The 14,707-nt window shown below is 65.7% G+C and carries 11 protein-coding genes and 1 pseudogene; 8 read left to right on the top strand and 4 right to left on the bottom strand.

The annotated features are described in order from the left end of the window. The first annotated feature begins 321 nt into the window (after positions 1-321). The 3 genes from istA to A2G96_RS20770 are packed head-to-tail and all read left to right on the top strand — an operon-like array spanning position 322 to position 2,781. The gene (gene istA, locus A2G96_RS20780; protein WP_062797539.1) at positions 322-1,824 is read left to right on the top strand and encodes an IS21 family transposase; all 1,503 of its coding nucleotides are present in this window, start codon (positions 322-324) and stop codon (positions 1,822-1,824) included. Continuing rightward, positions 1,811-2,578: an IS21-like element helper ATPase IstB gene (istB, locus tag A2G96_RS20775; RefSeq protein WP_062797542.1), complete on the top strand. Its 768-nt coding sequence runs from the start codon at positions 1,811-1,813 to the stop codon at positions 2,576-2,578. Before istA ends, istB begins: the two co-directional genes overlap by 14 nt. Continuing rightward, complete coding sequence (locus A2G96_RS20770; protein ID WP_062797544.1) at positions 2,575-2,781, top strand: hypothetical protein; 207 nt, start codon at positions 2,575-2,577, stop codon at positions 2,779-2,781. The genes istB and A2G96_RS20770 overlap by 4 nt, the downstream gene beginning before the upstream one ends. A gap of 110 nt (positions 2,782-2,891) precedes the next feature. Here A2G96_RS20770 and A2G96_RS20765 read toward each other — a convergent pair. From A2G96_RS20765 to manD, 3 genes and pseudogenes are all read right to left on the bottom strand, one after another. Then, positions 2,892-3,281, bottom strand: a pseudogene (locus tag A2G96_RS20765) (PfkB family carbohydrate kinase); the annotation flags it as partial. A gap of 1 nt (position 3,282) precedes the next feature. Beyond that, positions 3,283-4,317, bottom strand: coding sequence for a Zn-dependent oxidoreductase (locus tag A2G96_RS20760; protein ID WP_062801910.1), 1,035 nt, complete (start codon positions 4,315-4,317; stop codon positions 3,283-3,285). A gap of 34 nt (positions 4,318-4,351) precedes the next feature. After that, positions 4,352-5,578 (bottom strand): D-mannonate dehydratase ManD, encoded by a 1,227-nt coding sequence (gene manD / locus A2G96_RS20755; protein WP_082819061.1) that lies wholly within the window; start codon positions 5,576-5,578, stop codon positions 4,352-4,354. A gap of 251 nt (positions 5,579-5,829) precedes the next feature. Between manD and A2G96_RS20750 the strand changes: the two genes are divergently transcribed. From A2G96_RS20750 to A2G96_RS32705, 4 genes are all read left to right on the top strand, one after another. Then, positions 5,830-7,275: a mannitol dehydrogenase family protein gene (locus A2G96_RS20750; RefSeq protein ID WP_062801908.1), complete on the top strand. Its 1,446-nt coding sequence runs from the start codon at positions 5,830-5,832 to the stop codon at positions 7,273-7,275. Between the two features lie 36 nt (positions 7,276-7,311). Continuing rightward, entirely contained in the window at positions 7,312-8,331 is a 1,020-nt protein-coding gene (locus A2G96_RS20745) for a TRAP transporter substrate-binding protein (RefSeq protein WP_062801907.1), read from the top strand. Positions 8,332-8,369: 38 nt separating this feature from the next. Next, entirely contained in the window at positions 8,370-10,244 is a 1,875-nt protein-coding gene (locus A2G96_RS20740) for a TRAP transporter large permease (RefSeq protein ID WP_062801906.1), read from the top strand. Between the two features lie 192 nt (positions 10,245-10,436). Continuing rightward, on the top strand, positions 10,437-10,907 hold the full coding sequence (locus tag A2G96_RS32705) for a hypothetical protein (RefSeq protein ID WP_082819025.1): 471 nt from the start codon (positions 10,437-10,439) through the stop codon (positions 10,905-10,907). Between the two features lie 177 nt (positions 10,908-11,084). Here A2G96_RS32705 and A2G96_RS20735 read toward each other — a convergent pair whose 3' ends face one another. Further along, positions 11,085-11,273, bottom strand: a complete 189-nt coding sequence (locus tag A2G96_RS20735) for a DUF1484 family protein (protein ID WP_062801905.1) — start codon at positions 11,271-11,273, stop codon at positions 11,085-11,087. Between the two features lie 540 nt (positions 11,274-11,813). Between A2G96_RS20735 and A2G96_RS20730 the strand changes: the two genes are divergently transcribed. Beyond that, complete coding sequence (locus A2G96_RS20730; RefSeq protein ID WP_062801904.1) at positions 11,814-14,699, top strand: type VI secretion system Vgr family protein; 2,886 nt, start codon at positions 11,814-11,816, stop codon at positions 14,697-14,699. Positions 14,700-14,707 lie beyond the last annotated feature (8 nt).

Below are 14,707 nucleotides of genomic sequence, written 5' to 3'. Positions count from 1 at the left end.
TCGCGCCAGCCTGCGCGAGGCCGCTCAGCGCTATCAACGCAGCCGCCGCGGCCGCTTGGCGCACGCGGAGCGGATGCGCCGCTACCGCTGTCGCCAAAAGAAAGTGACGCATCAGGGTTCCGCCGCGCAGGCCGCCGATGCTCTACTGCCGCTGACCTTGACGACGCCGGCCAGAGCACCGGCGCCCGCTGGCGCCTCAACACCGGTGCCTGAGCATTGCCACTTCTGCCGTTGCACATATTCGGGCTTTGTCCGCCTCGGACCACTGCGTCGTCGGGTCTTCCGTGATGTTCGTACGACTGACCGCACAGGACACGACCCATGACCATTGGAGTAGAACTTGAAGCCCAGATCCTGCGTTACTACCACGTCGAGAAATGGCGCGCCGGCACCATCGCGCGCCAGTTGCATGTGCACCGCGACACCGTCCAGCGTGTGCTGGCGCAGGCCGGCCTGCCCAGGATTGGCAGCGTGCAGCGGCCGTCGCAGATCGACGCCTACCTGCCATTCATCCATGAGACGTTGAAGAAGTTCCCGTCGCTCACGGCCAGCCGCCTGTATGCGATGGTGACCGAACGCGGCTACCGCGGGAGCCAGCACCACTTCCGGCACATGATCGCGCTGCACCGGCCGCGCCCACAGCCGGAAGCCTATCTGCGTCTGCGTACCTTGCCGGGCGAACAAGGGCAAGTCGATTGGGGTCACTTCGGCCATCTGCAGATCGGCCGCGCACGCCGGCCGCTGATGGCCTTCGTGATGGTGCTGTCATGGTCGCGGCAGATCTATCTGCGCTTCTACCTTGATGCACGCATGGACAGCTTCCTGGCCGGCCATGCCGGTGCCTTCGAAGCCTGGTCCGGCCTTCCCAGGGTCCTGCTCTACGACAACCTGAAGAGTGCCGTGCTGGAACGCCAGGGCGATGCGATCCGTTTCCATCCGACACTGCTCGCGTTCGCGGCGCATCACCGCTACGAGCCCCGGCCGGTTGCCGTCGCCCGTGGCAACGAGAAGGGGCGCGTCGAGCGCGCCATCCGCTATGTACGCGAGAGCTTCTTCGCCGGACGCACCGTGACCGACCTCGATGAGCTCAACGCCCAAGCCGCCCATTGGTGTGCGGGACTTGCGGCCGATCGTCCCTGCCGGGAAGAACCGACGATCAGCGTACGCGAGGCGTTCTCCCGCGAGCAGCCCAGCCTGCTCGCCTTGCCGGAGAATCCCTATCCATGCGAACTGCAACTGGCTGTCAAGGTCGGCAAGACACCGTATGTGCGCTTCGATCTGAATGACTACACGATCCCGCATACGCATGTGCGACGCACGCTCACGGTGCGGGCCAGTCCCCGGCAGGTACGCATCCTCGATGGCACGGAACTGCTCGCCACTCATGAGCGCAGTTACGATCGCGGCGCGCAGATAGAGATTGCCGCGCACATCAATGCCTTGGTCGAACGCAAACGCGAAGCCCGCCACCATCGCGGACTTGACCATCTGGCTCGGGCGGCGCCGGCCAGCCAGGCGCTGCTGCAGCGCGCAGCGGAACGGGGCGGCAATCTGGGCAACATCACCACCCACCTGCTGCGGCTGCTCGACCGCTATGGCGCCGCTGAATTGCAAGCGGCGATCGAGGAAATCCTCGCCAGCGATGCGGCGCCTCACCAGAATCCGGTGCGCCTGGCGCTGGAGCGCCGGCGCGAGGCGCGCCAGGCACCGCCGCCCGTGGGTATCCATCTACCTGAACACGTCCGGCACAAGGACAAGCTGGTGATACCCCACCGCCTCGACATCTACGATCAGCTCACGGGAGATGCCAATGAACACGCCTGAGAACCTGCAAAGCCGTGCGAACGCCTTGCGCCTGCATGGGCTACTGGCACACTGGCCGGAGGTCGCCGACGCCGGCTGGGTGGCGCCGCTGCTGCAATGGGAAGAAGAGGAGCGCTCGCGCCGCTCGCTGGAGCGACGCATCCGGGATGCCCGACTGGGCAACTTCAAGCCCTTGTGCGACTTCGACTGGGCCTGGCCGACGCGCTGCGACCGGGCCGCCGTCGAAGAATTGATGTCGCTGGAGTTCGTCAAGGACTCGGCCAACGTCGTGCTGATCGGCCCGAACGGCGTCGGCAAATCGACCCTGGCGCTGAATCTGGCCTATCAGGCGCTCGTCCAAGGGCACACAGCGCTGTTCACCACCGCCGGCCAGATGCTCGGCGAGCTGGCCGCCCTCGACAGCGATTCGGCCTTGCGTCGACGCCTGCACCGCTATGCCTCGCCGGACGTTCTGGTCATCGACGAGGTCGGCTACCTGTCGTACTCGAACCGACATGCCGATCTGCTGTTCGAGCTCATCAGTCGCCGATATGGCGCCACCAGTACGGTGGTTACAACAAACAGACCATTCGCCGAATGGTCGGAGGTGTTCCCGAACGCCGCCTGCGTCGTCTCGCTGGTTGACCGACTGGTGCATCGTGCCGAAGTCATCGCGATCGAGGGCGAGTCGTATCGCGTCAAGGAAGCGCGTGAGCGGGCCGATCAGCGAGCAAAGAAACGCAGCGTGGCCCGGGCGGAGAAAAAGCCATCATGACGCATCTGCACCTGCCTTCAGGAATCACCAACGGGCTGGACTTCCTGATCCCAGACAACTGGTCCCCAGAACAGGCCCTCGCCGTCGTCGAACTCATCGACGATCTACGCGAGCGAATCTGCGCGCACTACCAGCTCGCACTGCATGACCTGCTGCGTGAGCAGCGCTCGCCCCCCGAGAAAAGCCTCGACGATCCGTTCTAGCCTGCACCATCCAACCCAAACAGCAAGGGGCCGCATGCGGCCCCTTGCTGTTGACCTTCTGACCCAACCATACGCCGCCATTTACTGTCGCTTTTACACCGCCGTCAACAGTGGAGCCACGTAGCCCGTTCCAGCAATGCCACCGGCAGGTCAGCGGGCTGCATGCGGCTCGCGGCGGAGCCTGCGCGCCGATAGGTGAAGGCGTGGCCTGCCGGCCCGTGATGGACGAAGTAGAGGCCGGTTGGTGCCGATGGGTCGATGACCACGCCGCTGGTGTCGACATGCTCGGTGCGCAGCAGGTACAGGCACATGCGGCCAAACTCGTCGTCGCCCAGCCTGGTCACGTAGGCGCACCGCGCACCCTGGCGGGCCGCGGCGATGATGGCGTTGGAGGTATCGCCGCCAAAACCCTGCACATAGGTACGCGAATCGCGCGGGCCGGCGTGGTTGAACTCCACCATGGGCTCGCCGAGCGCGACGATGTCGAAGGTCGCGCGCATGTCAGGCGTCCTCGCCCAGGTCGAGCAGTACCTTGCAGCAGGCGCGCGGGTGGCTTTCGGCGAGGTCGAAGGCGCCCGCCACGTCGCGGAAGTTGATCTGATGCGTAACGATGCGGCCCGGATCTACCAGCCCGCGCACGATCCAGTCGATCACGGTGGGAAACATCGCGCAGTTCAGGCGCGACGCGTACAGGGTCAGCTCCTTGCTGGTCAGCGCCTGCTGCGGCACGGCCGACGGCGTGGCCGAAAACCCCAGCACGCCGATGCGGCCTGCCGGCGCGGCTATGGCCACGGCTTCCTCCAGGATGGCGGGATGGCACACCGCGTCGTAGATCAGCGTTGGCCCGCCCGCCACGCCGCGCCGTTCGAGCGCGCGGGCCAGCGGCTCGCGCGCGGTGTTGATGATCTCGTCCTCTTCCGCGCCGCAGCCGCGCGCCAGGGACAGCCGTTCATCGACATGGTCGGTGATGAAGGTGCGCATGCCATACACGCGCTTTAGCACCTGCAGCAGGTTAAGGCCGACCGGTCCCGCACCGTAGATCAGCGCCACGTCGGAGGGCAGCACGCCGGTGCGGTGGGTGACGTTGGCCGCCACGGCAAACGGCTCTATCACCGCGGCACTGGCGCTCGGCATGCCGTCAGGCACCGTGTAGGCGTTACGTGCCGGCACGCATGCAAACTGGCTGAAGCCACCATCGCGGTGCACGCCGATCACCTGCAGCCGCTGGCAGACATTGTGCCGGCCGATGCGACAGGCATGGCACTGGCCGCAACTGACCACCGGATCCACCACCACCCGCTCGCCGATGCGGTCCTTGCCGACGCCAGCGCCGACCGCATCGATATGGCCGACAAACTCGTGACCGATCACGCGCGGATACGTCGCGAACGGATTCCTGCCATGGAAGATATGCAGGTCCGAACCGCAGATGCCGGCGAGGCGGACGCGCACCCGCACCTCGCCTTCGGCAGGGCATGGGTTGGGCCGCTCGCGCACGGCCATGCGGTTCGGTTGCTCTACGACTATGCTCAACATGCTTGCTCCTTGTTCCGGTCAACTGGCCCAAGCGCTACCAGTTCCACATCGCGCCGTCGCGCAGCCGGGCCACCGGCAAGTAAGCGCGCTCGTACGGATACCGGGCCGCCAGCGCCTCGTCGATATCGACGCCCAGGCCGGGCACGTCGTCCATCACCAGGTAGCCGTCCTCCAGCCGGTAGTTGTGCGGAAACACCTCGTCGATCAGCGCGCCATGCGGCATCAGTTCCTGGATGCCGAAGTTCGATGCCCACAGCCCGAAGTTGACCGCCGCCGCCATGCATACCGGTGACAAGTCGGTGGCGCCATGGAAGCCGGTGCGGACCTGGTGGATCGCGGCGAAGTCCGCGATGCGGCGCACATGCGTGATGCCACCGGCGTGGACGATGGTGGTGCGAATGTAGTCGATCAGCTGATGGCCGATCAGGTCCTTGCAGTCCCACAGGGAATTGAAGATCTCACCGACCGCCAGTGGCGTGGTGGTGTGCTGGCGGATCAGCCGGAACGCCTCCTGGTTCTCGGCCGGCGTTGGGTCTTCCAGCCAGAACAGGCTGAATGGCTCCAGCGCCTTGCCCAGGCCGGCCGCCTCGATCGGTGTCAGCCGGTGGTGCGCATCGTGCAGCAGGTGCGGGCCGAAGCCGACGGCCTCGCGCACCTTGCGGAACAGTTCCGGCGTGTGGCGCAGGTACAGCGACGTGTCCCATGGCTCTTCCGGCGGCAGCCCCTTCTTCGCCGGTTCATAGTGGCCGGGCTGGGTGCCGACGCCGTACACCTTGGACAAGCCTGGCACGCCCGACTGCACGCGGATTGCCTTGTAGCCTTGCTCGATATGGCGGTGCACCGCGTCGATGGCTTCGGCGTGGTCGCGGCCGGTAGCGTGGCCGTACACCATCAGGCCATGGCGGCTGCGCCCGCCCAGCAACTGGACCACCGGCATGCCGGCCAGCTTGCCCAGGATGTCCCACAGCGCCATGTCGATGGCGGCGATCGCGGTCATCGTGACCGGCCCGCGCCGCCAGTACGCGCCGCGGTAGAGGTATTGCCAGATGTCCTCGATGCTGCGCGGATCGCGGCCGATCAGGCACGGGATCACATGCTCGTCCAGGTACGCGCGCACCGCCAGCTCGCGGCCGTTGAGCGTGGCGTCGCCCAGCCCGTACACGCCCGCATCGGTGATCACCTTGACCGTCACGAAGTTGCGCCCCGGGCAGGTGACGATGGTTTTTATCTGTTCGATCTTCAAGGGTGTCTCCGGCCGGATCGTCGTTGTCGTAGCCCGATGGCGCCGTATGGTGGCGCAACGCCTGCATCGGTGTGGATGCGGCCCAGAGTACTGCGGGCGGATTGCGGCGGAGTACGGCCGATTCCGCAATCAAATGCAGCGCTTGCCGCAGTGAATCGCGAAAGCACCGCATGTCGGACACCACGGCTGCGTGCAAACTTCTTCGCATCGAAGACAACGCCGGATGCACGCACGATGCTGCTGCCAACAGACCTGCCGAGGGACCGCCGATGAGGCTCACACAACGCAACTGCTGCCGCGCCAACGCTGAAGTGCAACAGCCCGGCTACGACCGCGGCCGCTTGTCGCGCGGCATGCTGCATCTGGGCCTCGGCGCGTTCCATCGTGCGCACCAGGCGCTGTACACCGAGGCGGCGATACGCGCCGGGGACCACCGCTGGGGCATCGTCGGCGTCAGCCTGCGGGAGCCACGCACACCCCGCACGCTGGCGGCGCAGGACTTCCTGTATTCGGTGACAGAGTGCGAAGGCGCGGCCGCCACGACGCGCATCGTAGGCGCCGTGGTGCAGGCGTGGTACGCCCCGCATGCGCTGGAGGAGGTGCTCGGCGCGATGGCCGATCCCGGTGTCGCCGTGGTGACCAGCACCGTGACAGAAAAGGGCTACTGCCAGCATCCGTCCAGTGCCGACCTGGATGCGGACCATCCCGATATCCGCCACGACCTGGCCCATCCGGACACACCCAGAAGCACGCTCGGCGTGCTTGCTGCAGGACTGCGCCGCCGGCCCGCCGGGGCGCCGCTGAGCATCGTCTGCTGCGACAACATGGCAGCCAACGGCGACACGCTGCGCAGGCTGCTGGCGCAGTACGCAGCGCTGACGGACCCCGCGCTGGCTCGCCGCGTGCGCGACGACGTGGCATTCCCCAACACCATGGTGGACCGCATCGTCCCCGCCGCCACGCCGGCATCGCGCCGCGACGCGCAGCGCCGCCTGGGTTTGCGCGACGAGGCCGCGATCGTCTGCGAAGCCTTCACGCAATGGGTGATCGAGGACCGCTTTGCCGGGCCCCGGCCGGCATGGGAGGCGGGCGGCGCGCTGCTGACCGGGGATGTTCGTCCGTTCCAGGCGATGAAGCTGCAGCTGCTCAACGGCACGCATTCCGCCATCGCGTATGCCGGACAACTGTGCGGGCTGCAGACCGTTGCCGAGGCCATGGGCGATCCGCTGGTCGGCGCCTTCGCGCGCGGCGTGATGGCAGACCTGCGCGCCACCGTGCAAGCGCCGCCAGGGTATGACGTGGCCGCTTACAGCGAGGCCTTGCTGCAGCGCTTGCGCAATGCTGCGCTCGACCATCGCACCGCGCAGATTGCAGCCGACGGCACGCAGAAGGTGCCGGTGCGCTGGTTGCCCGCGCTGCGCGCCAGCGCCGGCACCGAGCGGCCGTGGCTCGAACGCGCGCTTGCGGCGTGGCTGCATTGCCTGCGCAGCGGACGCAGCGATAGCGGCCACGCGCTTGCCTTTGATGACCCCGGCGCGCCCGCGCTGGCGGCGTGCCTGCGCGATGCCCACAGCGATGCCGACGCCGTCAGACAGGCACTCGCCCACGCACCTGTCTTTGGCAGCGAGCCGTGGCCCGCACCGCTGGCTGACCGCCTGGCCCGCCACCTGGCGGTGCTGCGCGCCGGCGGCGCCGCCGCGCTGCTGTCGTCCTGAGCCATCCCCAACCGACAACGAGGAGACCACCCCACCATGGCCGTTCTGTTAACCCGACGCCGTTTCGGCGCGCTGGCCGCCGGCACGCTGGCGATGACGCTGCCGGCAGCCCATGCACTGGCCCAGGCCGCCACCATTCGCCTGAAGTACGGCACCTCCTTTCCCGCCGATCATCCGGGCACGCTGCGCATCCAGCAGGCGGCGGTGGCGATCCGCCAGGACACCGGTGGCAAGGTCGACCTGCAGGTCTATCCCAACAGCCAGCTGGGCAGCGAGCCCGACATGATTGCGCAGGTGCGGACCGGCGCGATGGATTTCATGTCGACGGCCGGCACCAACCTGCAGACCCTGGTGCCGACCGCCGGCATCAACGGCGTGGCCTTTGCCTTCAAGGACTACGCCACGGTCTGGGCCGCGATGGACGGCGATGTCGGCGCCTATGTGCGCGCTGCGCTCGGCAAGGTGAACCTGCACGTCTTCGACAAATGCCTGGACAACGGCTATCGCAACATCACTTCGGCGAGCCGGCCGATCAACACGCCGGCGGACCTGAAGGGCTTCAAGGTGCGCGTGCCCGGCATCCCGCTGTGGATTTCGATGTTCAAGACACTGGGCGCGTCGCCCACAGCCATCCCGTTCGGCGAGCTTTACTCGGCGCTGCAGACGCGCGTCGTCGACGGACAGGAGAACCCGCTCGCGCTGATCCGCAGCGCCAAGCTCTATGAAGTGCAGAAATTCTGCGCGCTCACCGGACACACCTGGGATGGGCACTTCATCTTCGGCAACGCGAAGAAATTCCGGGCGCTGCCGGCTGAAGTCCAGGCCGCCATCACGACCCACTTCACCGCGGCGGCGCTGAAGCAGCGCGAGGACATCGCGCGCCTGAATACCGATGCGCAGGCCGAGCTGAGCCGCCTCGGCATCGTCTTCAACCAGCCCGATCCCGCGCCGTTCCGTGCCTTGCTGGAAGGCGCCGGCTTCTATACCGAATGGAAGAAGCGGTACGGCGACGAAGCGTGGTCCAAGCTGGAGAAATACGCGGGCCGTCTCGCATGACGGCTGGTACCAATGATAAAGAAGGAAAGGAGACATCGATGGAGCACACCGCTGAAGCCATTGCGCCAGCGCCCTCGGCGCGTTCAGCGCCGTCAGCCGCCGCGGCGTGCTGGCGCCGCCTGATCGCGTGCGTGGTGGAAGTGCCGGCCGCGCTGATCGTGCTGGCAGAGATCCTGTTACTGGGCGGCGGCGCGTTCGCGCGCTACGCCCTGCATCAGCCGGTGCCCTGGACCGATGAACTGGCCAGCATCCTGTTCCTGTGGCTGGCGATGCTCGGCGCCATCATCGCGCTGGACCGCGGCAGCCACATGCAGCTGACCACCTTTATCAAGAACCTGTCGCCGGCCCGGCGCGCCTGGGTGGATGCGCTCGGCATGTGGCTGGTGGTGGCATTCCTGTCGCTGTTGCTGCGGCCGGCATGGGAGCACCTGACCGAGCATCTCGAGGTGTCGACACCGACGCTGGAGATCAGTGAAGCCTACCGCGCCGCCGCGGTGCTGGCCGGTGTCGTGCTGATGCTGCTCGCGGCAAGCTTGCGACTGCTTGCGGCGCACTGGAAGCCGGTGGCGGCGACCGGCCTGATGGTGGCGTTGTGCGGCAGCCTGCTGTGGCTGCTGTCGCCGACGCTGATGACGCTGGGCAATGTCAATCTGGTGATCTTCTTCCTGCTGATGCTGGTCGCATGCGTCGCGATCGGCGTACCGATCGCCTTCGCCTTCGGACTGGCCACACTGTGCTATCTGTCGCTGTCCACGGCCACGCCGCTGTCCATCATCCCGAACCGCATGCAGGAAGGCATGTCGCACCTGATCCTGCTGGCGGTGCCGCTCTTTGTCTTCCTGGGCGCGTTGATCGAGATGACCGGCCTGGCGCGCGCGATGATCCATTTCCTGGTCAGCCTGATCGGTCATCTGCGCGGCGGCTTGCAGTATGTGCTGCTGGGCGCGATGTATATCGTTTCCGGAATCTCCGGCGCCAAGGCCGCCGACATGGCCGCCGTGGCGCCCAGCCTGTTTCCTGAAATGAAGCGGCGCGGTGCCAACGATGGCGACCTGATCGGACTGCTGTCGGCGTCGGGCGCGATGTCCGAGACCATCCCGCCCAGCATCGTGCTGATCACGGTCGGATCGGTAACGGGGGTGTCGATCACCTCGCTGTTCATCGGTGGCCTGATGCCCGCGGCAGTGGGCCTGGTGATGATGTCGCTGGTGGTCTGGTTCCAGACCCGCAAGGAAGACATGAGCCGCGTGCCCCGGCCGTCGCGCTCGGCGATCGTGAAGGCCTTGCTGGTTGCGCTGCCAGCGCTGGCGCTGCCCGTCATCATTCGCACCGCCGTGGTGGAGGGCGTCGCCACCGCCACCGAGGTGTCCACCATCGGCGTCTTCTATGCGGTGGTGGCAGGGGTCCTGGTGTACCGCCAGTTCGACTGGCGCCGGATCTACCCGATGCTGCTGGATACCGCGGCGCTGTCCGGGGCAATCCTGCTGATCGTCGGCTGCGCCACCGCGATGGCCTGGTCGCTGACCCAGTCCGGCTTCGCGCAAGACCTGGTCGAAATCCTGTCGGCCGTCCCCGGCGGCAAGACCGGCTTCCTGCTGGTATCGGCGCTGGCGTTTGTCCTCCTCGGTAGCCTGCTGGAAGGCATCCCGGCAATTGTGCTGTTCGGGCCTTTGCTGTTCCCGATTGCGAAGCTGGTCGGCGTGCATGAGGTGCACTACGCCATGGTGGTGATCTTTGCGATGGGGCTCGGGTTGTTCGCGCCGCCTTTTGGCGTGGGATTTTATGCGGCCTGCGCGATTGGCCGCGTGTCGCCCGACGTGGCGATGCCAAAGGTATGGCCGCATATGGCGGCGTTGTTTGTGGCGCTGGTGCTGTTGACGTTGGTGCCTTGGTTTTCGATTGGGTTTTTGTGATTCGACTTTACGTGACGCGGCACTCAGGAAGCGGGCCTTAACGCAGAGTGAACCGGTGAGCGCGCTGCTGTCGCGGATGAGCACTTAGAACCTTTTTCCTCCCGCCTGTTTGCTCCCCTCTCCCGCTTGCGGGAGAGGGGCGGGGGAGAGGGCCAGCGCATCAACGAAGTCATCAACTAGCCGACATGGAAGATGTACCACTACACAGACAGCGGTCTCAAGAACGTATGGCTGGCCAATGGATACAAAATCCTAAACACGCCCTACGGTAAAGGTGTGTCCATCATAGATTTGGATGGCGTTTTCGTTGCCATCTGCCTCGCTCTGGCAAAGAAGCCATCTTCGCTCACCGGTTCGGAATTTCGCTATGTCCGCAGTGTTGGCTTGATGCAATCGCAAGGCGGTTTGGCGAAACTGCTGGGAAGCAATGAAGAGGCCGTCACCCGTTGGGAAGCGCGCGGCAAGGTGCCAAGCTGGGCCGACAAACTGATGCGTCGGCTTTACCCGACGAACGCAGAAGGCAGAGTGTTGAAGGCCACGGAATGTGAACGAATCAAGGTAACGAAGAGCACGGCGCAGCACAGGATCGTATTGCGTAGAGCGAAGACGGGATGGGCCATCAAGGCGGAGTCACAGTGCGGTGACGCTGGCTCTGCGGCATAGGAAGGCGCGGTCTTACGCTTCGTGGTGCTCGGCGCGATAAGACCCTTCGCACGCCGATTCACTTTGTTGATGCTCTGGCCCTCGCCCCTCTCCCGCAAGCGGGAGAGGGAAGAAAACAAGCAAGAGAAGACACGCTTAACCGCAATGCCAACCGTTGGTGCCGGCAAGCGGCCAGCATCAAGCGGCCGGCAACTCGTCCTCCAGCACCCGCTCCAACTGCGCCTTCACCAATTCCAACAGGCAAAACGCCGCAAAGCCGCCTTCCCACCATTCACTCTGCTGCTCCAGCAAGGCAAGCACCCCATCAATGCCCGCTGCCACCGCCAAGAGACTGTACCGCGCCGTAGATAGATCGATTTCCGACATAGGACCTCCAATCGTTGCATGAAGGTCCGCCGCGCGACGCAAGAGGAGGGCGGCGGGCCTGACGACGAGGGTGGAAACCGGTGCTTACCCCAATCCCGGTCAGCCTGACGGCTGCCTCGCCCGGCCCGCCATAAAGGTGGCTTTCGCGCGTAAGCGGATGCGGGCAATCGCCAGAGCGATTGCCGCAGGGGTAAGCGTTCGAGTTTCCACACTCGGTCACCGTTGTTCGATGACAGCCTCAGTCTCTCGCGCCACGGCACGCGGCGCGATAAGACAGTTCGCATTCCGATACGGACGCCGCATCCTGCCCGAGCCTTCCTCGCCAGCAAATAGCCGAAATACTAAGAGCGCATTCCAAGTGAGATCACGTGCCGTTGAGAAGACAAAAGCTTCGGTAAATTTGATCGAGATAAATATTGCGCGTCGAATCCGGGGCGCTTCGTTGATTTCCTTTAGATGCAGAGGCACAAATAGCCGATTGCTATGCGCCGAGGTCGCAATAGCGCGTCCGAACAACACGGCGGTTTGACGCATCGGAAAATGGACACTGCAAGCCTCTACCAACATCTCTTTTCCTCTACCCATCGTCTGTATGCACTGGATGGAGAAGGGCCGCTCGAGGAGTTGGCGGTGGAGGGCTGGATCGGCCGCGAAGCCATCTCGGCGCTGTTCGAATGGCGCATCGTTGCGGTCAGCGCCAATGTCGATATCGCGCTGGACAGTCTGATGGGGCAGCGCGTCACGTTGCTGACTACGCTCGCCGACGGTAGCCAGTCACGCCGCACCGGCCTGATCCGGCAGGCCGAGAAGCTTGGTGCCGACGGCAGCCTGGCGCGCTATCGCCTGACCGTGATCCCTTGGCTGTGGCTGACCACGCAGCAGCGCCACAGTCAGGTGTTCCAGAAGCGCACGCTCGACAGCATCATCGAAGCCGTTCTTCAGGACTATGCGCCGTATGCACACTGGCGTTACGCCGCCGGTGCCGAAGCCCGCATCGCCGCGTTCGGTGAACGCGACCACATCGCGCAATTCCGCGAGACCGACTACCAATTCTTGTCGCGCCTGCTGGCTGAGGCCGGTCTCGGATATACCGTGGTGGAAGACGACGAATCTCCCTTCGGCCATGCCGTGGTGATCTTTGCCGACAGCGCGCAATTGCCGGAAGACCCCGAATCTGCGGCCGGCGGCGGCATTCGTTACCACCGTGCGCATAGCCAGGAATCGGCTGACGCCATCCAGCAGTTGATCTGTGAGACGCGGGCTGCGGTGGGCGGTGTGGCAGTGAGCGCATGGGACCCCGAAGCCAAGCGCGCGATCCGTGGGCATGCGCCGTCGCGCTACGGCGTTTTTTCCGTCCGTGCCGTGAGCCCGGATCCCTATTTTTCAGTCAGCCTGTCGCTGGCGCCGGACACGGCCAGCGCGCAGCGCGTCGCCGAACAGGTGATGGAAGCGATCGAGGTCCGCGCGCTGGTCTTCACCGGCAGCGCCTCGGTGCGCACGCTGCGCAGCGGCACGCGCCTCACCGTCACGGATTGCCCGCATCTGCCGCCCCAACCGGACGATACGGCGGGGTATCCGCTGCTGCTCGATGCGGTAGAACACTGCGGCATCAATAATCTCGCCGTGGAAACGCGTGCCGCGCTCGCCGACCGGATCGGGCCGCTGGAAGCGGCATTGTGCTTCGACACGCCGCCGCCGGCTCCAGATGCCGTGGCGACCACCGCCGGCTTGATGAACAGCTTCTTCGACGACGCCGCCGAGCGGCTGGTACCGGCCGCATCCCTGCCCACGGCCGCACGGGAACACGGCTATGCGGCGCTTTTCCGCGCCTTCGATGCGCGCCGCCCATGGCGCGCCGCTGTGCTGGAGGGCGATTGTCCGCGCCTCTATAGCCGAGCTATCCCGCTTGGCGCCCACACCGCGATCGTGGTGGGCCCGGACGGGCAGACGCAGGCCGATGGCAACGCCGAACACCACGCCAGCCCGCGCGGGCAGATCCGCGTGCGCTTCCCCTGGCAGCGCGGCGAGCGCGCCGACGACCGCGGCAGCCGCTGGATCCGCGTCGCGCAGCGCCAGGCCGGCGCCGGCATGGGCTGGCAATGGCTGCCGCGTATCGGCCAGGAGGTGCTGGTCAAGTTCACGGACAACGACATCGACCAGCCATTCGTGATCGGTGCGCTGTACAACGGGCAGGGCGAAGCCGGCATCGCTCCCACGCCGGGCGGCAGGTCCATGAGTGGCACCACGTTCGCCCAGCCCTATGACGCTAGCGGCATCTATGCAATGGGCTCCGACAGCCAGCCCAGCGCACAGGGCAACCTGGCCGGCGGCAACAGCCCGGCGTGGCACGGCATGAGCGCGGACCCGGAAGGCCATCGCAACGACGCCGCGCTGACCGGCTTCAAGAGCCAGGAACACGGCAGCAAGGGCTACAACCAGCTGGTGTTCGACGACTCCGATGACCAACTGCGCACGCAACTTGCCACGACGGAACAAACCACCCAGCTCAATCTCGGCCATGTGATTCACCAGCAGGACAACCGCCGTGGCAGCTTCCGGGGCCAGGGGTTCGAGTTGCGCACCGATGGCTACGCCGCGGTACGTGGCCGGGCTGGGCTGCTGTTGACGACCTATCGCGATGCCGTCACGGGCCACGTGTTGCCAACCGGCGACAACGCTGCCGGTATCGCACTGCTGCGGCAGGCGGGCGATCTGGTCAGGACGCTCAGCGATGGCGCGACCACGCACCAGACCCAAGCCCTGTCGACCGGCAAGGGTGTCGATTCGCCGCTGGCGAAGCAAGCCAAAGCGGCAGCCGGCATGGTCAATGGGCAATCGCTGGAAGCGGCGAAGGAGGATGCGGCTATTGGCAATACCAGCACGCCGGGAAAGGTGCCGCACCAGGGCGAGCCGATGGTCCACCTCAACGGCCGGGCTGGCGTGGCCATGGTGGCAGGCCAGGACCTGCAAATCGCCAGTGGGGAAAGCGTCGTGCTCGCCAGCGGCCAGGACAACAATATCGCCGTCGCGGGACAGGGGCGCATCCATGCGGGACAGGCGATTGGCGTGGCCGCAGGACTGTCTTCGGCCGGCGACGGAAACGTTGGCCTGCAACTGACGGCAGCCCACGGCGATATCGATCTTCAGGCGCAGCATGATCTGCTGAAGCTGGCGGCGCTGGAGGACCTGACCATTGTGTCGGCCAACATGAATGTGGACTTTGCCGCGGCCAAGCGGATTCGCATTGCGACGGCTGGCGGGGCTGCCATCACGATTGAAGGCGGCAATATCACCTTCGAATGTCCCGGCCCGATTACTTACAAGGCGGCGCAGAGGAAGTTCGAGGCAGGCGTCCGCCACGACTATCCGCTGCCAATGGCACCGGCGACTCCATGGGAGATACCCGGTTCCTTCCCATACTCCTGACCTGAATC

This window comes from Cupriavidus nantongensis (assembly GCF_001598055.1).
In the GTDB taxonomy this organism is placed as follows: Bacteria; Pseudomonadota; Gammaproteobacteria; order Burkholderiales; family Burkholderiaceae; genus Cupriavidus; species Cupriavidus nantongensis.
Note: the sequence above shows the minus strand (reverse complement) of the source record. Positions and strands in the feature narration are given on the sequence as shown.

Bases quoted from the DNA above. Each gene is read 5' to 3' on its own strand.
- istA (WP_062797539.1), top strand. From the start codon at position 322: ATGACCATTGGAGTAGAACTTGAAGCCCAGATCCTGCGTTACTACCAC.
- istB (WP_062797542.1), top strand. From the start codon at position 1,811: ATGAACACGCCTGAGAACCTGCAAAGCCGTGCGAACGCCTTGCGCCTG.
- A2G96_RS20770 (WP_062797544.1), top strand. From the start codon at position 2,575: ATGACGCATCTGCACCTGCCTTCAGGAATCACCAACGGGCTGGACTTC.
- A2G96_RS20760 (WP_062801910.1), bottom strand. From the start codon at position 4,317: ATGTTGAGCATAGTCGTAGAGCAACCGAACCGCATGGCCGTGCGCGAG.
- A2G96_RS20750 (WP_062801908.1), top strand. From the start codon at position 5,830: ATGAGGCTCACACAACGCAACTGCTGCCGCGCCAACGCTGAAGTGCAA.
- A2G96_RS20745 (WP_062801907.1), top strand. From the start codon at position 7,312: ATGGCCGTTCTGTTAACCCGACGCCGTTTCGGCGCGCTGGCCGCCGGC.
- A2G96_RS20740 (WP_062801906.1), top strand. From the start codon at position 8,370: ATGGAGCACACCGCTGAAGCCATTGCGCCAGCGCCCTCGGCGCGTTCA.
- A2G96_RS32705 (WP_082819025.1), top strand. From the start codon at position 10,437: ATGTACCACTACACAGACAGCGGTCTCAAGAACGTATGGCTGGCCAAT.
- A2G96_RS20735 (WP_062801905.1), bottom strand. From the start codon at position 11,273: ATGTCGGAAATCGATCTATCTACGGCGCGGTACAGTCTCTTGGCGGTG.
- A2G96_RS20730 (WP_062801904.1), top strand. From the start codon at position 11,814: ATGGACACTGCAAGCCTCTACCAACATCTCTTTTCCTCTACCCATCGT.